This is a genomic window from Chryseobacterium polytrichastri (genome assembly GCF_900142445.1).
In the GTDB taxonomy this organism is placed as follows: domain Bacteria; phylum Bacteroidota; class Bacteroidia; order Flavobacteriales; family Weeksellaceae; genus Chryseobacterium; species Chryseobacterium polytrichastri.
On sequence record NZ_FRAV01000001.1, the window covers coordinates 200371 to 223944 of the forward strand.

The following is a 23574-nucleotide window of genomic DNA, read 5'->3' on the forward strand; positions in this document are numbered from 1 at the left end:
TCTGTCTCTGTTAAAAATTTTATTCGTTTCTACATTTGTTCAGTACAAAATAGGATAAAATGAAAAACAGTAATAATGAAAATTCAAGACGGAAATTTATTCAGCAAACAGCAATGGCAGGACTTGGATTACTATTAGCTCCGAATATATTGTCTGCATCGGTGAATGAGCCACTTGAAAATAATACGGATAAAAAAGAAGATACAATGACTAAAAGAAAATTAGGTAAGTTAGAAGTTTCAGCTTTAGGCGCAGGCTGTATGAGCATTACTGCAAATTATGGTGCAGGCGCAAAAATTGAAGATGGAATAAAAACGATTCGTACAGCGTATGAAAATGGAGTGACTTTTTTTGATACAGCCGAAGTTTATGGATTACACGCCAATGAAAAACTGGTAGGTGAAGCTTTATTACCCATGAGAAACCAAGTTACTATTGCTACAAAATTTGGGTTTGACCTTGAAAATGGCGGATTAAATAGCCGTCCTGAACATATTAAAAAAGTAGTTGAAGAATCTTTGATCCGTTTAAAGACAGACCGTATAGATCTTTTATATCAACATAGAGTTGATCCGAATGTACCAATTGAAGAGGTAGCTGGGGCAGTAAAAGATTTGATTAAAGAAGGAAAAGTATTGCATTTTGGTTTGTCGGAAGCTAAGGTATCAACCATTCGCAGAGCACATGCCGTTCAGCCTATTTCGGCTATTCAAACCGAATATTCTTTTATGGAAAGAACTGTTGAAAAAAATGGAGTTTTAGCTATTTGTGAAGAATTGGGAATTGGTTTTGTTCCTTGGGGACCTGTGGGAATGGGTTATTTAACTGGAAAATTAAATGCTCAAAGTCATTTCGATGACAAGCTGGATTTACGCAAAACTTTCGACCGTTTTAGTCCTGAAAACTTAGCATTGAATATGCCTGTCGTTAATTTACTTAATGATTTTGCATCCAAGAAAAATGCAACTGCTTCACAAATCGCTTTAGCTTGGTTATTGGCTCAAAAACCCTTTATTGTTCCTATTCCGGGAACAAGAAACATCCCTCATTTGAATGAAAATTTGGGTGCCTTACCTATTCAGCTCACCAATACTGACTTGCAGGAATTAGAAACAGAATATTTAAAACTAAAAGTATATGGTGGCAGAATGAATGCAATGCAAATGGCAATTTGCGAGTAGTTATTAAAAATATTTAAATAAAATCAAAATGAATCAAACAAAAAAAGTACTGTTAATCAATACCCATTTAACATATCCCAATTGGTCTGAAGGCCTTTTAAATGATGCTTTCAACCAAAAAGCAAAAGAGTTTTTCGCATCAAAAGGTTTTGAAGTTTTAGAAACAAAAGTTGAGAACGGTTATGATGCAGACGAAGAAGTAGAAAAACATATACAGGCAGATATTATCGTCCTGCAAACGCCCATCAATTGGTTCGGCGCTCCCTGGATTTATAAAAAATATGTAGATGAGGTTTTCAATAGTGGCTTACACAGTGCCAAATTCCTTTCTGGCGATGGCAGAACAAGAGAAGATCCTACCAAACAATATGGAACAGGTGGAAAAATGCAGGGTAAAAAGTTTATGGTCTGCAGCACTTGGAATGCTCCGTTTGAAAGCTTTAATGACGTTAATCAACAGTTGTTTCAGGGAATAAGCACGAAGGATTATTTATTGCACATTACCAGCAATTATCGTTTTTGTGGGATTGAAGTGGTTCCGGATTATAATTGTTTTGATATTTTCAAAGACGGAGATATTGCTAAAGATTTAGAAAATTATCCGGCACATTTGGCCAAGGCTTTTGGAATTTAAAAATGGACAATTACTGAAAAGTTGAGGTAATAATTTCAGCTTTTTAACTTCTGATAGTTATGATCTCAAACTTTAATTATTAGCATATATTTTAATTATTTGTGATTTTTTAGCTATTTATTTATAATTCAAATAATCTAATCTGAACAGTAGTAATGTTCATGCAAATACGATGTCTGCTACAGATAAGACCAAATTAAGTCATTATTATTTTGTTAAAAATAATATATAATATGTTAAAAATTATACTATTGGCTGCTTTTTTTTCATAAAAACATAATTACAATGAAAAAAAATATAATTTTGCTCTATAAAACACACACAAAATGAAAAAAATATTATTACTAGCAGGTAACCTGCTATTCGTTTGTCTAGTGAATGCTCAAGTAGGCATAAACACAAGCAACCCTCTCGGAACATTTCATATAGACGGTGCAAAAGATAATGCAGCCACTCCTACAGCAGCTCAAGCAGCTAATGATTTCATTGTAACATCTTCCGGAAATGTAGGGGCTGGAACTATTAACCCGACAACAAAATTACATGTGAACTCCTCAACAAGTCCTGCTTTTAGGTTGGTTGATGGAACTCAAGGAGTAGGAAAAGTTTTATCTTCTGACGCTAACGGAAATGCAACATGGGTAACTGATAATACATCAAAGCCAACCGTTATCGCCACTCTTGGGCCGGGAGTTACACTTACCCAGGCAGATAATCCACCGTCTAGCGGTACACCCGGAAATGGTAGAGACACAGGAACTTCAGTCACCATTCCAGCTAACAGTAAATATATTGTGATGTGCTATATGTTGGTACGTATTAATCCAAACGCACCGGCAGATGGATATGGATGGATACAAACAACATTTACAGATTCTCCTGCAAGCAATACACATAGCGCAGATATCCAAGGGTCATGGTTTATTAGTGGGGCAATTATACCTAATCAAATTTTTAATATGATGAGTGGTGCGATTGTAATTAATAATACTTCAGCTTCACCCAAAACTTATTATTACAGGGTAAGAATTGCCACAGCAAACAATCTTGGGAATTATTCCATAGAAAGTTTTGGAGGCTCTGTTTGGGGTGAAAATAATATTATTGCTGTTGGAATAAATTAAATCAGAAAGTAATCATTAGAAAATCAATAAAAAACATTTGTTTTCTTCTGTTATACAATACCTCCCTTTCTAAGTGGAGGTATCTTTTTTAATTATATGAAATGAGTCGTTGAGACATACTTATGGATATCATTCTGCTGCTTCTGAACGATTTTAAGTAATTCTGATGCAGCAATAGTACCCATTTTATATCCATCATTAATTTGGTATTCATAATCTTCATCAAGATATTTAGGAAGCGTTCCTTCGCTTATAGCAATTACTTTTATATTACTATTGTTAAGATTTCTTTTAATTAAAGAGCTGTGAAGTCCAATCAATGTTTCGTCACTCATTGCAAAGAAACCATCAAAAGAATTTTCTTTCAGAAGAGTTTCAAGTTTCTCTTTTACTACTTCAGCAGATTCACAAAATATTGTTTTGCATTCAATATTTTCAGACTCATTTATTTTTTTTAAAAATGATTCTTTTCTTGTCTGGGTAATTTCGAGACTTTCATCCCCAAAAATTGCAAGTATTTTTTTGCAGCCGTGGTTGATAAGATTTTCAGCGCATAATTCTGAATTTCTTGCATTATCAAAAATAACAGAATCATGCAGGTCTTGTGGAATTGTTTTGTCAAAAATCACAAGAGGTATTTCCAACTCTTTTATTTTAGAAAAATGGTTGAGGTTCTTTGTCTGCTTTGTAAGGGAGATAAGAATTCCATCCACTCTCGAATTAATGCAGGTCTGAATATTTTCCTGTTCTATTTCATAGGAATCTTCTGATGATAAAATGAAGAAATGATACCCTTCCTTATTCAGCACAGAAGAAATACCTCTAATAATTGATGGTATGAAAAACATGGATATTTCAGGAACGATAAGACCAATTACTTTTGAAGATTTTTTTCTAAAGTTAATTGCAAAATCATTTGGTATATAATTAAACATCTCTGCTGCTTCCTTTACTTTTAGTTTCACAGAGCTGCTTATATCAGGATGATCTTTCAATGCTCTTGATACAGTTGAGGTACTAATGTTCAGCATTTCTGCAAGGTCTTTTATCGTCGTTCTTTTCATTTTAAGAGGTAGCATCAATTATTGGGATAAATTAGCACTATTTCGGTATTACTTTTTTGTTAAAAAACGTTAAATAAATAAACGATATAAGTTAACAAAATGTTAAAATAAAAATAAGTTATCAACCGCAACCGTTTGCGCAACCGTTTGAATTTCATGTTAATTTAACCTTCCCTTTAAAAACAGTTATTGCTATCGTAAAAAAAATACTTTTAAGCCATAATTAAAAAACTCAGAATTATGGACCCTAAACTCATAAAGCGATTACTTATTGTAGGAACGTTAAATACAGCAGCAATAATGTTTTCTCAGAAAACAACCGCAGATTCTATATCTACCAAAGATAAAATGATTGATGAAGTTGTCATTACAGGGAATTCTAACCCCAAAGCTTCTATTAAAACAAGTACCTCTATTTCTACACTAAAGCAAGCTGACATTATCAATGCGGCCCCCAGAACAACCGCTGAAATTTTCAGGGCCATCCCAGGAATACGTTCTGAATCTTCAGGAGGGGAAGGAAACTCAAATATCACAGTGAGAGGGGTTCCTGTTTCTGCAGGAGGATCAAGATATCTTTTAATTCAGGAAGATGGTCTTCCGGTGATGCAGTTTGGGGATATTGCTTTCGGAACGCAGGATCAGTTTGTAAGATTTGACTCTTTTGTATCTAAAGTAGAAGTATTAAGAGGTGGGTCATCATCTGTTTTTGCATCCAACTCACCCGCAGGAATTATCAACTTTATAACGAAAACGGGAGAAAAGGAAGGTGGTAGTATTACGCAACAGGTAGGCTTGAATTATAAAAATTTCAGAACAGATATAGACTACGGAACACCATTGGGCAATAACTATTTTATTGGGGTAGGAGGCTTTTACAGAGTGGGAGACGGGCCAAGAAAAACAGGCTATATTTCTAACAATGGCGGACAGTTCAGATTGTCTTTGCTTAAAAAATTTGAAAAAGGAAGTATTAGAATTTATGGAAAGTATTTGGATGACCGAACAGCAGCTTATATGCCTATGCCTGTTGCAGTATCAGGTTCCGATGCAAATCCGGAGTATAATTCTCTCCCTAACTTTAATATCTTAACCGGTGCTTTACAGTCTTCTAACTTTACCAATGATTTGACTTTGGGAGGAAATGGACAGATCTTGAAGAGCGATATCAGAGATGGAATGCACTCAGTAGCTAAAGCGGTAGGGCTGGAATTTAATTATGATTTAGGCTCAGGCTGGAAACTGGAAGAAAAAGCAAGATATACAGCAAACGACGGACAGTTTTTGGCTCCCTTTCCAGCTTCAGTAGGCAGTAAGGCAGAGATTTTAGAATCTATTACAGGATATGGCAGTGCTGTATATGCAGGAACGAATACGATTGTAGACAGCAATTCGAAATATATGAAAACGGTATTATTTAATACCAAACTAAATAACCTTAATAACTTTTTCAGTGATTTGAATATTACAAAAAAATGGGATAAGATAAAACTGAATACAGGATTGTATAACAGCACACAAAATCTCAACCTTTCCTGGAATTGGAATACCTATCTTATGGAAGTGTCTGACCATAATGCAAGACTGGTAGATGTGGTAAATCCTTCCGGAACTAAAATTACTGATAATGGTTTGCTTCATTACGGAGTTCCGGATTGGGGTGGTGGAAACAGAAACTATGATACCAAATATTCTGTGATTGCTCCTCATGCCCAAGTAGAAATAAATTTGGTTGAAAACCTTACATTAGATTTAGGAGCAAGATATGATTTTGGAAAGGTATCAGGAAGTTTTTCGGGTACAGAAAATACCACACGAGTGATAGACATTAATCAGAATGGAACTATTGAAACTCCGGAGCTTTCAGTACCTGTAATTCACGGAACTGTTCCGGTAGATTATAAATACGAAATTTTCGGGTATTCTTTTGGGGCTAACTATGCTCTTAATTCTCATAATGCAATTTTCGCCAGAATAAGTCAGGGAGGAAGCGCTTCTGCCGATAGAATTCTTTTTGCAGGATATAATTACACCAATACTAATGATCCGGCATTAGATGCTGTAAAGGTAAATAAAGTGAATCAGACAGAGGCCGGTTACAAATTGAGAGGAGCAAATTATTTTTTAAATACCACTTTCTTTTACGCCAAAACTGTTGAAGCTAATTATGAGGCAACAACACAAAGAAGAACAGAAAATAGATACCAGTCTTTAGGGGTAGAATTTGATGGATATTTTAAAATAAATAAGAATTTCGATATCAAAGCCGGACTTACCTATACCCATGCAGAAATTAAAGAAGCAATGGACGCTACAATAATCGGAAATATGCCGAGAAGAACTCCAAAATTCATGTATTCTATAAACCCGAATGTAAATATTGAAAAATTAAGCATTGGTTTCTTTGTGGTAGGATCTACAAAAGCATACACACAGGATAATAATATGCTGGTTATGCCGGGTTATGCTATTGTTAATCCATACATTTCGTATAAAGTATTGAAGAATATGACTTTAAACATCAATGCTAATAATATTTTCAATGCATTGGCTATTACAGAAGTAGAAGAAAGTTCTCTGATAGGAACTAACGGAATTGTAAGAGCAAGAACGCTTCCGGGAAGAACGTTTGCAGCAAGTGTAAAATTTGATTTTTAACAGTCTGATTTCACTTATCAATTAAAAAAATTAAACTAACGATTATGTACAAACAAAAAGCAATAGAAACAATACTGAAAGCTATTTCGGAACAGGGAATTTTAGCATCATCAGAAAAACGGGATAATTATGCCAGAATCTGGTCTAGAGATTCTATGATGACAGGAATTGCAGGAATATTAGCAAACAACCAAATGATTGTAGATGGGTTGGAAAAATCGATAAAAACACTTGTTGCGCATCAGGCAGAAAATGGACAAATACCCTCCAATGTTTATGGTAATAAGGCAAGCTACGGTACACTTGTGGGAAGGACGGACGCTACGATATGGTGGATTATTGGAACTTGTGAATACATCAAACATTCAAAAAAGGATGTCTTAAAAGCGGAACTAAAAGAGAATATATACAATGCGCTTTTATGCCTTAAAACTTGGGAATTTAATCAAAGAGGATTGTTATATAGTCCATTAGGTGGAAATTGGGCAGATGAATATGTAACTTCAGGTTATGTTCTTTATGATAATGTTTTACGCTATTGGGCATTAAAAAATTTGGCAGAAGTCTATCATGATCATGAACTTAAAACGATGGCTGAAACTACCAAAATGCTGATTGAAAATAATTTCAGAAAAAATAGTTTCGAAGAGAAAAAGTATCATGAGACAGCTTATAAAAAAGCTACAAATAAGCCTTATTTCTGGGCCTCATTAAATGCCAATGGATATGATGAACGATTTGATCTTGCCGGAAATGCCATTGCTGTTTTTTTAGGGTTTGATTTGGATATGAATGCTTTTACTCAATATTTAGAAGAAATAAGTGTTGAATTTGGTCATTGGATGCTTCCTGTCTTTTATCCTATTATTTTTCCAAAAGATCCCGACTGGAATTTGCTGGAAAACAATTACAGCTATGATTTCAAAAATCAACCGTACCATTTTCATAATGGAGGCTCTTGGCCCATATTTCTTGGCTGGCTTTGTTTGGGGTTAAAAAACAGAGGATATATAGAAATTCCTCTTAAAATACTGAAACAGTATGAACTACTTCTGGAGAAGAAAGGAGCAAACTTTAATGAGTACTATTCTACAGATGAATTATTGCCTTTAGGTACAAATTACCTTTGCTTTTCGGCTTCCGGATATTTATTAATGAACATTTGATCACAAGGTGTAAGATCAAAAAAAGAAGAAATTTTTATTTTTTTAAACAGAATAACGATGATTGGAGATGTAATAGACTTACAGGAAAAATATTTGCATACTGCAGATGCACTTTATGATATAGTAAAAAAAGAGCTAAATTTTACAAAGAAATTAGTGATAGGAATTGGTGGTGAAAGCGGGAGTGGAAAATCAATAACCGCTTTTGCTTTACAGAAGGTAATGGAAAACAAGGGCATAAAAAGTATAGTTATTCAAATGGATGATTACTTTAAACTTCCACCAAAAGATAATCATGAAAACAGGAAAAAGAGCTTAGACAATGTAGGAATGCATGAAGTTCGGCTGAATGTAATGCTGGAAAATGTAAATCAGTTTAAGGCAGATCAATCTTTCATTGAAAAGCCTTTAATTGATTATCACGGTAATTCAATTTCCGAAGAAGTGATAAAAACAGATGATATTCAGGTTATGATTATAGAAGGAACATATATATTTGACGTAGTTGGTTTAGACTTCAGTATTTTTATTGATCGTAATTATAAAGATACCTATGAAAATCGCATGAACCGGAATCGCGATGAACAAACTGATTTTATAGAAGAGGTCTTGAAAATTGAACATCATATTATCAAGCAGTTTAAAGAAAAAGCAACTGTAATACTTAACAAAGACTATCACATTATAATGCCGTAAACTATGACAAAAAAAATAATTCCCAAGCTTAGTTTTTGGCAGATTTGGAATATGAATGTCGGCTTTTTTGGTATTCAGTACAGTTTCGGGTTACAGCAGACTGCTGTAAATCCTCTGTATTCTTTTTTGGGAGCTCATGCAGATCAACTCCCTATTCTTAATTTGGCGGGTCCTGTTACGGGATTGCTTATCCAACCATTGATTGGCGCCATAAGTGACAAAACATGGAGTGTAAAGTGGGGGCGTCGGAAGCCATTCTTCCTGTTGGGCGCTGTATTCTGTAGCTTGGCATTATTTATTTTTCCGTTTAGTTCTTCGATATGGATGGCCGTCGGGCTGCTTTGGATTTTAGATGCAGCTAATAATACAGCAATGGAACCATACAGAGCTTTTATTGGAGATAAACTTCCGGAAAGCCAGCAGACTTATGGTTTTCAAATGCAGAGTCTGTTCGTGGGAGCAGGAATCACTTTGGCGAATTTATCTCTTTTTGTTTTCCAGAAATACCTTGGAGGAAGCTCAGAATCAGGAGGAATTCCTATTTGGGTATATTATTCGTTTTTCCTGGGTTCTTTCTGCTCTATTGCTTCAGTGGTTTGGTCTGTATATAAAACGCCGGAAATTCCACCTACTGAAGAAGAGCTCATACAACTGAAAGCTGACAAAGAAAAGGATACGGTGGTAACCCCATTCGTTGAAATCTTTATTTCAATTATGAAAATGCCAAAAATACTTTGGCAACTGGCATTGGTTTACTTATTTCAATGGTATGCACTATTCTGTTATTGGCAGTTTGTAACGCCAATGATAAAACAGACTTTGTACAATGTTTCAGAAAATGACGAACAAAAAGCCAATCATTTTATTGAGCTTACCAAAAATGGAATAGCCGTTGCCAACAGTGATTTGTTATGGGCAAAAAACACGCTCCATCTCGTTGAAACTGCTGTAGGACAAACAGGTCTTATGAATGGTTTTTATAATTTTATAACAATGATTTCAGCACTTGTTCTGATTCCATTTGCCGTTAAATTTTCTTCAAAAAAAGTATACTCTTTTTGCCTTTTCTGTACCGGATTGGGATTGCTAATGTTACCCTTTATAAAAAATGAAGGTCTGATATTACTACCAATGGTTCTTTTTGGCGTGGGATGGGCGGCAATGATGGGGCTACCGTACTCAATGGTTTCCCCTTCAATACCACCAGCTAAAAGAGGGGTTTATATGGGGGTTATCAATATGATGATTGTAATTCCAATGTTAATTCAGACGGTGTCCTTTGGTTTCATTTATAAAAGTATATTAGGAAATAATCCTTCTCATGCTATTATTTTAGCCGGAGTATTATTTTTGTTGGCTAGTATTTCAGTTACTTTTATGAAGGTTTCAAGAGAATAAGTGCTTTGTATTTTTCAACAACCTGTTTAATACTAATTTTTGTGTAGCATATTTAAACTCACTCAATATATATGTTGGGTGAGTTTAAATATGTTAGGAAGATTTGTTTTGAACTTTTAAGAAAGAATAGTTGAGCTGTACAATAAAGATTTATGTTTTTTAAAGCAATAAATTTGTTAGATTTAATAAGATAAATTCATAATTATTATGGACCAGACAGAAAAGCTGCGAACATTAGCCTATTCAGGAATATTTCTGTCCTGTTTTTCAGATTATAGCGAAAAATGCATTCATGCAACTCCAGATCACACTTTGGTTTACTTGTATTCTGGTGAACAAATCATTCAGGACCGAGATAAACAAATTATTTTAAAAGCTGGAGAATGTGCTTTCATTCGCAGGGACCATCGGGTTTTAATGTATAAAAATAGTGTAGGAGAGGAGCTTTACAAAGGAATTTCTCTAACATTTAAAAGGAGTATTTTACGAGAGTTTTTTAATAACTTAAATAAATCTGAGATTCCAAAAAATGTCTCAATATCTGAAAATATTATATTTAAGATTGAAACTCGTCCTGATATTAACAGCTTATTTCAATCATTGATTCCTTATTTTGATAGTAATATAAAACCCACAGAAAAAGTTACTTATTTGAAATTACTAGAGGGAATTTATGCATTGCTCAACAGTTCGGAAATATTTTATCCCATCCTTTTTGATTTTACAGAACCTTGGAAAGTAGATATTTTAGAATTTATGAATGAAAATTATATGGATGAACTCACGATGGAACAAATTGCTTCTTACACAGGTCGAAGTTTAGCTACTTTCAAAAGGGATTTTAGTAAAGTAAGTAATCTAACTCCACAAAAATGGCTCATTAAAAAACGTCTTGAAGTAGCTTACTATAAGCTCAAGCAAGAAACAAAAAAAATACAAGATGTTTGTATAGAAGTAGGCTTTAAGAATCCATCTCACTTTTCTACAGCATTCAAAAAAGAATACGGATTTTCTCCTACAGAGTTATCATAAGCTGAGCTTCTTAGAAAGAATATTTGAGCCTCGCAACAATGTCGTTGTGAGGCTTTGTTTTTAATTTTGCTTGTATTAAAGTAAGATAAAATGATGCATAGCAAAGATATTTTAGAGAGGTTAAAATCAGGAGAAGCAATCCGTCCCACAGATATGGAATATTTTAAAATAACCAAAATAGTCCAAACAACTATGAAACTTTCTCAATCACTCAATCACGCCACAGATACAGAGCAAATTCGTCATTATCTGGGTAAGATCATTAATACGCCTATTGATGAAAGCACAACTATATTCTCTCCATTTTATACCAATTTTGGAAAATTTATTAGCATAGGAAAAAATGTATTTATCAATCATTCCTGCTCATTTCTCGATATGGGAGGAATTACGATAGAAGATGAAGTATTAATAGGGCCTAAAGTGAATCTCATTACAGAAAATCATCCTTTAGACCCACATGATAGAAAAGCTTTACTCACAAAACCAATAATAATTAAGCGTAGAGCTTGGATTGGTGCTAATGCAACTATTCTTCCAGGGGTAACCATTGGTGAAAACTCAGTTGTTGCAGCTGGTGCAGTTGTTTCAAAAGATGTCCCTGATAATACAGTTGTAGGTGGAGTTCCTGCAAAATTTATAAAATCAATTCAGTAAATTAAACATTATGAAGAAACTTATTATGATTGCTGCAACATCTCTTTTATTTTTTGGAGAAGCCCCAGCCCAGAAATACCAAAATAGCAAACCTACAAAAACAGAAATGAAACAAATTTCACCAGATGAATTCGCCACCTTTAAGGTAAGTAATAATCTGATTATGTATAGGGTTGTATTTAAAAACCAATATAATATGGATGTCATAGGGCATCTTTTTATTCCGAAAAGCTTCAATAAAAATCAAAAATATTCTGCAATTATTGTAGGGCATCCGATGGGAGCCGTAAAAGAACAAAGCGCAGATGTGTACGCTTCCTATATGGCAGAAAAAGGATTTGTAACAATGGCTATAGATCTTTCTTTTTGGGGAGAAAGTGCAGGTGAGCCACGCAATGCTGTTTTACCTGATGTATATGCAGAAGACTTCAGTGCTGCGGCTGATTTTTTAGGTACCAGACCTTTTATTGATAGAGAAAGAATTGGCATTATTGGAGTTTGCGGAAGTGGAAGCTTTGCCATTAGTGCTGCAAAAATAGATCCCAGATTAAAGGCAATTGCAACAGTAAGTATGTATGATATGGGAAGTGCAAGTCGTAATGGGTTGAATCAGTCTCAAACTCTTGAACAAAGAAAAGAAACCCAAAAGCAAGCATCCGAACAGCGGTACATAGAATTTTTAGGTGGTGAAACCAAATATGTTGGGGGTACAACTCATAAAGTTGATGAAAATACCGACCCTATTCAAAAAGAATTTTTTGAATTCTATCGTACACCCAGAGGCGAGTACACTCCAAAAAGCAGTTCTCCATTATTAACAACACATCCGACATTAAGCAGTGTGGTGAAATTTAATAATTTCTATCCATTCAATGATATTAAAACAATTTCACCGCGTCCAATGCTTTTTATTACAGGAGATCAGGCGCATTCAAAAGAATTCAGTGAAGATGCTTACAAAAAAGCGGCAGAACCAAAAGAATTATACTACATCAAAGGAGCAGGTCATGTTGATTTGTATGATAAGACCGATTTAATTCCTTTTGATAAATTAGAATCATTTTTCAAAGAAAATTTATAAAAGTGAATATTTAGAATACCCTATAATGTAATTTTCTGTTCCTACAATTTTTTAAAATCAGAAAACTTCCTGAAATTTGTAGAAATATAAATGAAGACAATAATGAAGATTGTAGACTTAGAAAACTGGAACAGAAAAGAACATTTCGAATTTTTCTCAAGAATGGCAAGTCCGTATTTTGGTTTTACAACTGAGGTAGATTGTACAAAAGCATTTCAAAAATCTAAAGATGAAGGACATTCTTTTTTCGCATCATACCTTCACAAATCAATGGTTGCCGTAAATTCTGTATATGAATTAAGATTGAGAATTCTTGATGGTAAAGTGGTGGAGTTTAATGATATTCATGCAGGAACCACAATTGGTAGAGCAGACGGAACTTTTGGTTTTGCATTCATTCATTTTTCTAAAGATTTTGATGTTTTCAATGCCGAATTACAAAGCGAAATCGAGGGTGTACAAAATACAACAGGAATCAGAATGAATAATGGCGAATTGGGCAAAGACTTAATCAGACATTCTACCATCCCTTGGAATTCTTTCAGCGCTTTACTTCATCCAACTCCTTTAGATAAAACAGAATCTGTACCCAAAATCACTTTCGGGAAATTCAGCATTCGTGATGGTAAAAAATTCTTGCCGGTTTCTGTTGAAGCACATCATGGTTTGGCAGACGGAATTCATATCGCAAGGTATTTGGAAGAATTTCAAAAGCAGCTTGATATGTAAGCTATCTAGTTTTTTTTATAAAAATTCTTTGGATTCAATGCTTTTCCAAGAATTACCGAATATAATTTTTACAGTTCTGAAAATGTAAATTTTTCAGATAATAGGTTACTCTAAAGTATTCATCAATAAGTTCTTTAGAGTAAATTTTAACACCGTTTGTTTTGATGATTAAACGAAATAATGTAAATTAGATAAAACATTAAACACAAATGTCCATTTTAAGTCTATTAATATCATTCTTTTTAGAGGTTGTAAAGCACAAGTAGGCATTTGAGCAAAAAACATAATATGAAAAATAGATAGAATGTAAAGAGAATAAAGACTAACGTAAGTCTTCATTATCAAATATTATTAGCAGTAAATCACATCATTTAATCTTCCAATTTACAATGAATTTTAATTTCTAATATGATTAATCTTGATATCCCACATAAACATATATCGAAATTAAATGTAGTCTGATTAAGATTATTTATATAAAGCAAAACCATGATATTCTAAACTTAAACTGTAATGAATGTAGAATATTAATCAATTAAAAACACACACGATGAGAAAAAAAACAGTAAACCTTTCTACGGTAGGTTTTCTTTTATTTTCAAGTTTTGCATTGGCACAAGAAGATAGCCTTGTTGTAAAGGATTCCACAAAAATGCAGAAAAAAGACCTAAAAGTAGGAGATAACAGAAATGTTATGCTCAACGCTTCCAGTAACTCTGGCCCCAGAGAAGTAAATATTGGCCTGCCATCAAATATCGGAGGAATGACTATTCTTGAAAATGATCTTCCGGTTGTTTATTTTTCTTGGCCGGAAATGCCCAACCAGGTATGGAGACCAAGCGTAAGTCTTGAAAAAACAGATCTTTTAAGGATGGATCAACTTGCCAATACCATGGGAGATCTTGGTTTTGCAGTAAATTCTTATACACAAACAGGAACAAAAGAATTAAAGGGAAAAGGAAAATTTACAACCAATAATTACGGTTGGATCCAAGGTGATGTAAATGTTTCGGGGCCTATCAGTAAAAATGGATGGGCATATACAGCCGGTATTTTTGCCAACTATGACCCTGGAACCTATAAACTTGGCTTTGCGAGAAATGTTGACGAAACCAAGATTGTTAGAGCTGGTATTACAAAATTCTTTAATATTGACAGAGGTAAAATAAGCGTTTTATACAAATATTCACATGCTTATAGTATAGACAATTACGCTGTTTTCAGATATGGTGAAAATGGAGAAGTAACAGAGCTAGACAATTTCACTATTGGGAAAGACTCCTTTGTTGTGCGCGATGGTATGGTTAAGTTTAGAAATAATTTGACAGGCGAATATTATTGGACCCGCTTGGCAGGAAACGACAATGTAACGAAATCTCACAATGTGGATGTTGTCGGAAATTATTTATTAAATAACGGGTGGAATTTTAAATTTTCCACAAGGTTTCATTTTGCAAAAGCTGCTACAGTAACACTTACGCCTATTAGTATTTTTGATGTTCAGGAATCGGATGGATATAAGTTGGGCAATAACGGGCAACCTTATACGGGAAGTGTTGCAGCACAGTTTGCCATGCATACTCCGTCTACTCCTGTTACCAATATTGCAGGACGCTTCTCTTTAAATAAACAAGTTGGCAACCATAACTTAACCGTTGGATTATTAGAACAATTTTACAAGGTAAATAGATTTACATCAAACAGAGATTTCTTCTTTCAGACCGTAGAAAGGCAACCACAAAGACTTGTGAGCCCAGGAACAGATAGCGATGGATTTTACAATTATAATGCCGGAACAGCATATCATAGTGGTATAGAAAACAAACTATCCGTATATGCAAGTGATGAATGGAAGGTTTCCGATAATTTCAGTCTTCACTATGGGCTTAATTTAAGATACCAACTACTTGATGGTGAATTTTCTTTAGCACCAAGACATGCAGATTTTGTTTTTCAGCCGGGAGATTTTTCTAATTTCAAAAACAATTGGTTTCATATAGGAGGAAGTTTAAATGCCAAATATAATATCAATAAGAACTTTGGTCTTTTTGCCAACTTCCTTTACACAGAGGAAAACAGAAGATTAGAGAGTTATTCTCAAGCGCTCGTTCCAAATACAAGTAAGATCAAATCTCCTTTGGGGGCAATTGGTGTTTTCTGGAATACAGATTATATCCAGCTACTTTCCCAGGCAACTGTCGTGAAAAAGAATAATTATTTGGCAAGATTCAGTCTTGTAAATCCGTCAAATACAACTCAGGCGGAGCTACTTACACTTTACTATGACATTCAGACATTAGGTTGGACTACCGATTTTGTTGTAAAACCATTTAAAGGATTTAATCTTCATTATTTATTGACTTTCCAAAATCCGGTATACAAGAATTTTAATTTCACCGCTTTTGGAAAAGACTATGACTATAATAATAACAATGTATTGGGAATTGCAAAAGTCTTAATGGAGGTAGATCCCAGTTATACTATTGATAAATGGAAATTCTGGGCAAGTTTCAGATACTTTTCAAAACAGTATGCCAACCTTACAAATGTACTTTATTTCGCTCCGAGATGGGAGACCTTCGGAGGGATTAATTATACTTTCAACAAAAACCTTGATGTAGGAGGTACGGTTATTAATTTTTTAAACCAAAGAGGAGCAAGTGGATCTATTAATGGAGCAGAATTAATTACCGATGCAAGTCCGTATTACGGAAAATTATTAACCGGAAATTATATTATGCCTTTAACATTCCAATTTTCAGTAAACTTTAATTTTTAATGAATAATTAAAAATCAAAAAAACTAAACCGCAATGGGCCTAAAATCCATTGTGGTTTAGTTTATATTACCAATTACTCAAACCATTTTCTAAGGCTCTTTCATAATTCTCTTCATCAAAAGAATACAGATCAGGAGATTTATGAGCTCCACCGCGTCTTTGTTCTTCCAGTTTATTTAGAATTCCGAGGTTTTTAATTTTTCTGTAAAAATTTCCACGATTAAGTTCTTTTCCCAAAATAGCTTCATATAATTTCTGTAATTCAGAAAGAGTAAATTTTTCAGGCAAAAGATTATAACCAATCGGTTTTGTTGATATTTTTTCGCGCAAAGTCATCAATGCTTTATCAACGATTTCACGGTGATCCATCGCCAGATCAATTTCTGATAATTGATTTAAATAAATCCACTCAACTTTTTCACTGAGTTCATCCGGAATAGGATTTAGTTTCGTAGGATTATATAAAGCGTAATATCCGATAGAGATAAATCTTTGTTTATGGAAAAGCGTTTCATCAAAATCTTCAAAATAGAATTCACTTCTGTTTTTCTTTCCAAAAACACCGAACTCTTCAAGATAAACACCCGTTACACCGGCTCTGTCTTTTAAAATTCTTTCCACAGCTTCATCTAGGTCTTCATCTTTCTTCACATAACCTCCCGGCAATAGCCATTGTTTTCGGTAATTCATCTTGATCAGTAAAACCTTCAAGTCATTTTGATCAAAGCCAAATATCACAGGATCAGCAGATATATGAGGAAGAAAAAGCTCTTTAGCTTCGTTTGATTTATCTAAAATTTGTTGTTTGGAATCCATTGGTGTTATGAGAAAAACGTGATATTACAAATTTACTAATAAAAATTTTGAAAGAAGCTCAAAAATGCATTCTTGAATTCAATTTTGGGGAAATTTTAAGACTTTAATTATCATTGATTCACTCAGAAACAATGATAATTAATCATTTGAAGTAAATTTAATTAACTGATTATTAGCTTATTAACGCTAATGTTAAATTTTATTAATATTTTTTTTCAAAAATTGAATGAAAAAATGTAGTATTGTAATGCTTCGCATTGAAGCAATGAAAAAAAACAAAGATTGAGATAAAATTGCTTCGAAAATACTTTCTCCTGAGAGTATGCAATTTTCAGTACAAATATGATGCTTAATCCAATAAGCCTGCATGAAAAAAAGGAAAGCAAATAAGCTTTTTACCTGATTTCATGACGATGCAGAGGTAAATGAACAGCTGGCTGTATTAATAAAAAATCCAGTACTGATTTTAAATGATAATAGTTCATCTAATGAAAATTTGGATGCAGGAAATGTTGTGTCTTTTAACTTTTGACTATAAAGAGAACAGAGCATTGATTATCATAGAATTAGATATAAAAAAGAAACTAAAGAAGAAATTATATAAACTAAGCAATGAAAAAATCAATTGTAAAAATTTCAGCATTAGGCATCGTTCTGTTCTGTTCCAATCTTGCATTTGGACAGACAGATAAGCTTGCTGTACAAGACTCTGTAAAGCTGCAGGAAAAGCTTAAGATTGGAAACGTAAAAGAAGACAACAACAGAAATGTGATGTTGAATGCTGCCAATAATACAAGTCCGAGAGATGTAAATATCGGGCTTCCTTCCACCGTTGGCGGAATTACCATCCTTGAAAATGACCTTCCCGTGGTTTATTTTTTCTGGCCCGAGCTTCCCAATAAAACATGGAGACAAAGTGTAGGTTTAGAAAAAACCGGATTGTTAAAAATGGATCAATTGGCCAATACCATGGGAGATCTTGGATTTGCAGTGAATTCTTATGCTCAAACAGGCACCAAAGATTTTAAACTGAAAGGAAAATTTACAACAAGTACTTTTGGATGGCTTCAAGGTGATGTCAACGCTTCTGGACCCATTTCTAAAAACGGGTGGACCTATACTGTTGGGGCTTTTGCAAACTACGATCCCAGTACTTTTAAGCTAGGTTTTGCAAGAAATGTAGATGAAACAAAGATCTTCAGAGCGGGTGTTACGAAATATTTTAATGATGATAAAGGGAAGATTTCAATTTTATATAAATATTCAGATTCTTATAACGTAGGAAACTATGCCGTTTTCCAATATGGTGAAAATGGGAAAGTTACCGAGTTGGATAATTTCAAAATAGGTAGAGATTCTTATGTGGTCAATGATGGCCAGATCCGAATGAAAGATATTTTATCAGGACAGAATTATTGGGCATCTATGAATGGAAATGATAACAGATCAAAAGCTCATAACATCGATATCTTCGGTAATTATTTATTAAATAATGGCTGGAATTTCAAATTCTCCACAAGAGCCCATTTCTCAACAGTAAAAATGTCAACAATTATTCCTTTGAGTATTTTCCAGGCAGATCAGTCCGCGGGTTATACGATTGCTTCAACCGGACAGCCGTATTCCGGGGCAGTAGGAACTCAGTTGGCAATGCACACGCCTGAAACTCCGATTACCAATATTGCAGGACGTTTTTCACTAAACAAACAACTGGGAAATCATAACCTTACGGTGGGAATTTTAGAGCAATTCTATCATGTAGATAAATACACATCCAACAGATCATTTTTCTTCCAGACCGTAGAAGCACAACCTCAAAGATTAATTGGGCCAACCACAGATGCTTCAGGATTTTACAATTACAATGCAGGTGGAGAATACCACAGCGGAACAGAAAACAAGCTGTCTGTATATGCAACAGATGAATGGAAAGTATCTGATAACTTTAATCTAAGCTATGGTTTACATCTAAGAAATCATTTGGTTGATGGTGAATTCTCAATGACACCAAGAACTCCGGGGTTTGTGTTTGGACCTAATGATTTTCAAAGCATTAAAGAAAGTTGGTTTCAGATTGGAGGAAGCCTAAATGCAACGTATAACATAAACAAAAACTTTGGAGTTATTGCCAACTTACTTTACACAGAAGAAAACAGAAGGCTGGAAAGTTATTCTCAGGCATTTGATCCCAATACAAAGAAGATTAAAAGTCCGTTGGGAGCGTTAGGAGTATTCTGGAATACAGATTATCTTCAATTGATTTCTCAGGCCACGTATCTTAAAAAGAATAACAATTTGAACAGATATAACTTAGTGAATCCGGCTAATACAACGCAAGCTCAGAATGTTACGGTTTACTATGATATTCAGACCATTGGTTGGACAACAGATTTTGTACTAAAACCTTTCAAAGGCTTTAATCTTCACTATTTGATCACGTTACAGAATCCGGTATATAAGAAATTCAATTTCAATGCTTTTGGAAAAGATTACGATTACAACGATAACAATGTTTTGGGAGTGGCTAAAGTGTTGATGGAGATTGATCCAAGTTATACAGTTGACAAATGGAGATTCTGGGCAAGTTTTAGATATTTCTCAAAACAGTATGCCAACCTTACGAATGCGTTATATTTCGCCCCAAGATGGGAAACTTTTGGAGGAGTGAATTATACTGTTAACAAAAATATCAACCTTGGTGCTACCGTGATCAACTTCCTGAATCAAAGGGGAGCAAGTGGAACCATCAACGGGGCTGAATTAATCACCGATGCAAGCCCATACTACGGAAAACTATTAACGGGAACATACATCATGCCGTTGACAGGGCAGTTTTCAGTAAGCTTTAATTTTTAATAGGTAGAATAATGAAAAAGACAGTTTTAAGTATCGCAGTTTTGTGTTTGGGAATATCGGCTTCTGCACAAAATATTCATCAGATAAAAAATACGAACGGACCCGTTTTAGGATATTCCGAAGAATCGGGTGTGAAAATCCTTGATGTTTCAGGGAAAAAATTCAAAGATTTAAATAGAAACGGAAAGCTCGATAAATATGAAGACTGGCGTTTACCTGTAGAAGAAAGAGCAAAAGATCTGGCTTCTAAAATGTCTGTTGAGCAAATTGCAGGTTTGATGCTTTACAGTGCGCATCAAGCGATTCCGGCGCCATCCGAAGGTTTCAGAGCAGGGAAATACAATGGTAAATTTTTCAATGAAAGCGGTGCCAATCCTTGGGATTTGACGGATCAGCAAAAGAAATTTTTAAAGGATGATAATCTTCGTCATGTTTTGGTAACCACTTTACAGTCGCCGGAAGTAGCTGCCAAATGGAATAACAATTTACAGTCTTACATTGAAGGTTTAGGCTTGGGAATTCCGTCTAATAATAGTACCGACCCGAGACATTCTGCTTCTGTAACGGCTGAGTTTAATGAAGGAGCAGGCGGACAAATTTCTCTTTGGCCTGATGGCCTGGCAATGGGAGCTACTTTCGATCCTGAATTGGTGAAAAAATTCGGAAATATTGCCGCTCAGGAATACCGTGCATTGGGAATTTCAACGGCTTTATCTCCACAAATTGATTTAGGGACTGAGCCCCGTTGGTACAGAATTGCTTATGTATTCAGTGAAAGCCCGGAATTAACAGCTGATTTGGCAAGAGGTTATATCGATGGTTTCCAGACTTCTTTCGGAAAAGATGTGATCAAAAACGGATGGGGTTATAAAAGTGTCAACGCGATGGTAAAACACTGGCCGGGTGGCGGACCTGAAGAAGGTGGGCGTGATGGTCACTGGGCAATGGGAAAATATGCCGTTTATCCGGGAAATAATTTTCAAAATCATGTGAAACCTTTTACAGAAGGTGCTTTCAAGTTAAATGGAGGAACCAAAGAAGCCTCTGCGGTTATGCCTTATTACACCATCAGTTTCAATCAGGATACAAAGAATGGGGAAAATGTAGGAAATGGATTCAGTAAATATTTAATTACGGATTTATTGAGAGGAAAATATGGTTATGATGGAGTAGTATGTACCGACTGGCTGATTACCGCTGAAGAAGGAAAAACTCCGGGAACATTCGCCGGAAAACCTTGGGGTGTTGAAAAGCTTTCTATTGCAGAACGTCATTACAAAGTACTGGAAGCCGGAGTAGACCAATTTGGTGGAAACAACGACAAAGGACCTGTATTGGAAGCCTACCAAATGGGCATAAAAGAACATGGAGAAAAATATATGCGTACTCGTTTTGAACAGTCAGCCGTTCGTTTGTTAAAGAACATTTTAAGAACCGGATTGTTTGAAAATCCTTATGTAAACGTAGACGAAACGAAGAAAATCGTAGGAAACCCTGAATTTATGAAAGCGGGATACGATGCACAGGTAAAATCTATCGTTATGCTTAAAAATAAAGCGCAGGTTTTACCAATTAAAGAACGCAAAACAGTCTACATCCCGAAGAGATATTCTCCGGCAACATTCAACTGGTGGGGAGTTTACACGGCTCCATCTTTAGATTATCCTGTGGATTTAGAATTTGTTAAAAAGCATTATAATGTATCGGATGATCCTGCAAAAGCAGACTTTGCCATTGTTTTTGTTCAGAGCCCGCACAGTGAAGAAGGTGGATATAGCGATGTTGATGCAAAAGACGGAGGAAACGGATATGTACCTATCTCTCTTCAATATCAAACCTATACCGCAACAGAAGCTCGTGAAAAAAGCATTGCCGCAGGAGATGCAGTGATTGCACCAACGGTTAAAGACAGAACGTTTAAAAACAAAACAACGACTGCTACTAATTTCACCGATTTATTGAATATTGAAAATACCTATAGAGCAATGAACGGAAAACCTGTGATTGTTTCCGTTACTGCTTCAAAGCCAATGATCTTTTCTGAGTTTGAAAAACATGCGGACGGAATTTTAGTGAATTTCAATGTGTCGAACCAAGCTGTGGTAGATATTATTGCCGGAAAATATGAACCTTCAGGATTATTGCCTCTTCAGATGCCTGCTGATATGAAAACAGTGGAAACCCAAAAAGAAGATGTTCCGTTTGATATGATTCCTTACAAAGATTCGGAAGGTCATGCGTATGATTTCGGGTACGGACTGAACTGGTCAGGCGTTATTAAAGATGCAAGAACGAAGAAATACGTGAAATAATTCAATAAAAAATATACCACAAATCGAAGATTCGACGAAGTCAAAAGGCAACAAAGGATTGTAAACCATTAAGGAGAATTTAGTTGTTAAGGAAGATTAAGAAAAAAAACACATTTTTTTTAATCGGGATAGCCTTAAAGCGAAGCTCAAACTTAATATTCTAAAAATCTTAATAGCTTCTTAATGGTAAGAAAAAGTGAAACTTAAGGTCTTTTGTGGTTAATGAAAATACTTAAAACTTAATACAATGAAAAAACTCATCATAGCAAGTTTATTCCTTATTGGGATCAACAATATACAGGCTCAAAAAAGCATTTCATTATACAGTGGAAAAGCTCCGGGCTCAGAAAACTGGAAGCAGAAAGAAGCGCAAACCTATTCTGATTTGTTTAAAACCGAGGTTGTTTACAATGTAACGCAACCTTCAATTTTAGTCTTTGAAGCTGATCAAGCTAAAGCTAACGGAACAGTTATTGTTATTGCTCCGGGTGGCGGTTTTCAAAGTTTATCGATTAACAGAGAAGGAATTGATATGGCTAAAAAATTATCCGAAAACGGAATTACTGCCGTTGTGTTAAAATACCGTTTATTGGAAACAAAATCCAACGATCCTGCCCGTGAAATGATGGAGAACATCAAAGATAGAAAAGCTTTTGATGCGAAAACAGCTCCCATTAAAGTAATGGCAGGCGAAGATATCAAAACAGCTATTTCTTATGTAAGAGCTCACGCTAAAGAATTAAATATTCAGGTTGATAAATTAGGGGTAATCGGTTTCTCGGCTGGAGCAAGTGTGATTTTAGAAAGTGTTCTTCACAGCAAAGATGCATCCACCGTTCCCAATTTTGCAGCTTCCATTTATGGTGGACCGAATGAAGATGTTTTAACTTTAAAAATCCCAACATCAATGCCATTATTTATTTGCGCAGCAACCGATGATCAGTTAAAACTGGCTCCAAAAAGCATTCAGCTTTACAATAAATGGTTGGAAGCAGGACAACCTGTAGAACTTCACCTATATGAAAAAGGAGGTCATGGTTTCGGTATGGGAACACAAAACTTACCTGTTGATAAATGGTCAGAGGTCTATCTGGATTGGTTGAAATTTCACAAGTTTTTATAAAATTTTAATCTGTAACCACAAAAGAAACAAAAGCTTATGTTTTAATAAAAAGTTTGATTAATAAATTATTTAAGAGCACAACAGTATTCAAAAATCTTCGATTTTTATCTTATGTGACCTTTTGATTTTTTATTTCAAGCTTAAAAAACTTTTGTCCCTTTTGTGGTAATAATAGTATCGCATGAAATCAATCATTACAAGACAAGTGTAATGTCATTATTCATTGCGCAATAACTACTTAGATATCCGATTAATGTTCGAATATTTT

Annotated in this window: 17 protein-coding genes; 15 read left to right on the top strand and 2 right to left on the bottom strand. The window is 34.7% G+C overall.

Features of this window, described 5'->3' with window-relative positions:
* The first annotated feature begins 59 nt into the window (after positions 1 to 59).
* The 3 genes from BUB80_RS00925 to BUB80_RS00935 all read left to right on the top strand — a co-directional run bounded on the left by BUB80_RS00925 (position 60) and on the right by BUB80_RS00935 (position 2939).
* A complete protein-coding gene (locus BUB80_RS00925; RefSeq protein WP_175549550.1) occupies positions 60 to 1181 on the top strand; it encodes an aldo/keto reductase in 1122 nt (373 codons plus the stop codon).
* 28 nt (positions 1182 to 1209) lie between these two features.
* A complete protein-coding gene (locus BUB80_RS00930) occupies positions 1210 to 1815 on the top strand; it encodes an NAD(P)H-dependent oxidoreductase (protein WP_073290030.1) in 606 nt (201 codons plus the stop codon).
* Between the two features lie 326 nt (positions 1816 to 2141).
* Positions 2142 to 2939 (top strand): hypothetical protein, encoded by a 798-nt coding sequence (locus BUB80_RS00935; protein WP_073290032.1) that lies wholly within the window; start codon positions 2142 to 2144, stop codon positions 2937 to 2939.
* Between the two features lie 92 nt (positions 2940 to 3031).
* Here BUB80_RS00935 and BUB80_RS00940 read toward each other — a convergent pair whose 3' ends face one another.
* Positions 3032 to 4003, bottom strand: coding sequence for a LacI family DNA-binding transcriptional regulator (locus tag BUB80_RS00940; RefSeq protein ID WP_073290034.1), 972 nt, complete (start codon positions 4001 to 4003; stop codon positions 3032 to 3034).
* A 240-nt stretch (positions 4004 to 4243) separates the two neighbouring features.
* Between BUB80_RS00940 and BUB80_RS00945 the strand changes: the two genes are divergently transcribed.
* The 9 genes from BUB80_RS00945 (at position 4244) to BUB80_RS00985 (ending at position 16199) form a co-directional block, all read left to right on the top strand.
* Positions 4244 to 6661, top strand: a complete 2418-nt coding sequence (locus tag BUB80_RS00945) for a TonB-dependent receptor (protein ID WP_073290036.1) — start codon at positions 4244 to 4246, stop codon at positions 6659 to 6661.
* A gap of 44 nt (positions 6662 to 6705) precedes the next feature.
* Positions 6706 to 7827: a glycoside hydrolase 100 family protein gene (locus tag BUB80_RS00950; protein WP_073290037.1), complete on the top strand. Its 1122-nt coding sequence runs from the start codon at positions 6706 to 6708 to the stop codon at positions 7825 to 7827.
* 57 nt (positions 7828 to 7884) lie between these two features.
* A complete protein-coding gene (locus BUB80_RS00955) occupies positions 7885 to 8523 on the top strand; it encodes a hypothetical protein (RefSeq protein ID WP_073290039.1) in 639 nt (212 codons plus the stop codon).
* A 3-nt stretch (positions 8524 to 8526) separates the two neighbouring features.
* Positions 8527 to 9921 carry an MFS transporter gene (locus tag BUB80_RS00960; protein WP_073290041.1) on the top strand — a complete coding sequence of 465 codons (1395 nt, stop codon included), beginning with the start codon at positions 8527 to 8529 and terminating at the stop codon, positions 9919 to 9921.
* A gap of 207 nt (positions 9922 to 10128) precedes the next feature.
* Entirely contained in the window at positions 10129 to 10953 is an 825-nt protein-coding gene (locus BUB80_RS00965; RefSeq protein WP_073290043.1) for an AraC family transcriptional regulator, read from the top strand.
* Positions 10954 to 11043: 90 nt separating this feature from the next.
* The gene (locus BUB80_RS00970; protein WP_073290044.1) at positions 11044 to 11610 is read left to right on the top strand and encodes a sugar O-acetyltransferase; all 567 of its coding nucleotides are present in this window, start codon (positions 11044 to 11046) and stop codon (positions 11608 to 11610) included.
* Between the two features lie 10 nt (positions 11611 to 11620).
* Positions 11621 to 12691, top strand: coding sequence for an alpha/beta hydrolase (locus BUB80_RS00975; protein WP_083546967.1), 1071 nt, complete (start codon positions 11621 to 11623; stop codon positions 12689 to 12691).
* A 102-nt stretch (positions 12692 to 12793) separates the two neighbouring features.
* Complete coding sequence (locus BUB80_RS00980) at positions 12794 to 13420, top strand: chloramphenicol acetyltransferase (RefSeq protein ID WP_073290046.1); 627 nt, start codon at positions 12794 to 12796, stop codon at positions 13418 to 13420.
* Between the two features lie 550 nt (positions 13421 to 13970).
* On the top strand, positions 13971 to 16199 hold the full coding sequence (locus tag BUB80_RS00985; RefSeq protein WP_073290047.1) for a TonB-dependent receptor: 2229 nt from the start codon (positions 13971 to 13973) through the stop codon (positions 16197 to 16199).
* A gap of 66 nt (positions 16200 to 16265) precedes the next feature.
* On the opposite strand, the gene BUB80_RS00990 is transcribed toward BUB80_RS00985, so the two are convergent.
* On the bottom strand, positions 16266 to 17015 hold the full coding sequence (locus BUB80_RS00990) for an NUDIX hydrolase (protein ID WP_073290049.1): 750 nt from the start codon (positions 17013 to 17015) through the stop codon (positions 16266 to 16268).
* Positions 17016 to 17627: 612 nt separating this feature from the next.
* On the opposite strand from BUB80_RS00990, the gene BUB80_RS00995 reads away from it, so the two are divergent.
* From BUB80_RS00995 to BUB80_RS01005, 3 genes are all read left to right on the top strand, one after another.
* Positions 17628 to 19871 (top strand): TonB-dependent receptor, encoded by a 2244-nt coding sequence (locus tag BUB80_RS00995; RefSeq protein ID WP_073290051.1) that lies wholly within the window; start codon positions 17628 to 17630, stop codon positions 19869 to 19871.
* A gap of 11 nt (positions 19872 to 19882) precedes the next feature.
* Complete coding sequence (locus BUB80_RS01000; protein ID WP_073290053.1) at positions 19883 to 22183, top strand: glycoside hydrolase family 3 protein; 2301 nt, start codon at positions 19883 to 19885, stop codon at positions 22181 to 22183.
* A 247-nt stretch (positions 22184 to 22430) separates the two neighbouring features.
* Positions 22431 to 23306: an alpha/beta hydrolase gene (locus tag BUB80_RS01005; protein WP_073290055.1), complete on the top strand. Its 876-nt coding sequence runs from the start codon at positions 22431 to 22433 to the stop codon at positions 23304 to 23306.
* Positions 23307 to 23574: the final 268 nt, after the last annotated feature.

Excerpts from the sequence above, each read along its gene's own strand:
- BUB80_RS00925 (WP_175549550.1), top strand. The coding sequence starts at position 60 with ATGAAAAACAGTAATAATGAAAATTCAAGACGGAAATTTATTCAGCAA.
- BUB80_RS00930 (WP_073290030.1), top strand. The coding sequence starts at position 1,210 with ATGAATCAAACAAAAAAAGTACTGTTAATCAATACCCATTTAACATAT.
- BUB80_RS00935 (WP_073290032.1), top strand. The coding sequence starts at position 2,142 with ATGAAAAAAATATTATTACTAGCAGGTAACCTGCTATTCGTTTGTCTA.
- BUB80_RS00940 (WP_073290034.1), bottom strand. The coding sequence starts at position 4,003 with ATGAAAAGAACGACGATAAAAGACCTTGCAGAAATGCTGAACATTAGT.
- BUB80_RS00945 (WP_073290036.1), top strand. The coding sequence starts at position 4,244 with ATGGACCCTAAACTCATAAAGCGATTACTTATTGTAGGAACGTTAAAT.
- BUB80_RS00950 (WP_073290037.1), top strand. The coding sequence starts at position 6,706 with ATGTACAAACAAAAAGCAATAGAAACAATACTGAAAGCTATTTCGGAA.
- BUB80_RS00955 (WP_073290039.1), top strand. The coding sequence starts at position 7,885 with ATGATTGGAGATGTAATAGACTTACAGGAAAAATATTTGCATACTGCA.
- BUB80_RS00960 (WP_073290041.1), top strand. The coding sequence starts at position 8,527 with ATGACAAAAAAAATAATTCCCAAGCTTAGTTTTTGGCAGATTTGGAAT.
- BUB80_RS00965 (WP_073290043.1), top strand. The coding sequence starts at position 10,129 with ATGGACCAGACAGAAAAGCTGCGAACATTAGCCTATTCAGGAATATTT.
- BUB80_RS00970 (WP_073290044.1), top strand. The coding sequence starts at position 11,044 with ATGATGCATAGCAAAGATATTTTAGAGAGGTTAAAATCAGGAGAAGCA.
- BUB80_RS00975 (WP_083546967.1), top strand. The coding sequence starts at position 11,621 with ATGAAGAAACTTATTATGATTGCTGCAACATCTCTTTTATTTTTTGGA.
- BUB80_RS00980 (WP_073290046.1), top strand. The coding sequence starts at position 12,794 with ATGAAGATTGTAGACTTAGAAAACTGGAACAGAAAAGAACATTTCGAA.
- BUB80_RS00985 (WP_073290047.1), top strand. The coding sequence starts at position 13,971 with ATGAGAAAAAAAACAGTAAACCTTTCTACGGTAGGTTTTCTTTTATTT.
- BUB80_RS00990 (WP_073290049.1), bottom strand. The coding sequence starts at position 17,015 with ATGGATTCCAAACAACAAATTTTAGATAAATCAAACGAAGCTAAAGAG.
- BUB80_RS00995 (WP_073290051.1), top strand. The coding sequence starts at position 17,628 with ATGAAAAAATCAATTGTAAAAATTTCAGCATTAGGCATCGTTCTGTTC.
- BUB80_RS01000 (WP_073290053.1), top strand. The coding sequence starts at position 19,883 with ATGAAAAAGACAGTTTTAAGTATCGCAGTTTTGTGTTTGGGAATATCG.
- BUB80_RS01005 (WP_073290055.1), top strand. The coding sequence starts at position 22,431 with ATGAAAAAACTCATCATAGCAAGTTTATTCCTTATTGGGATCAACAAT.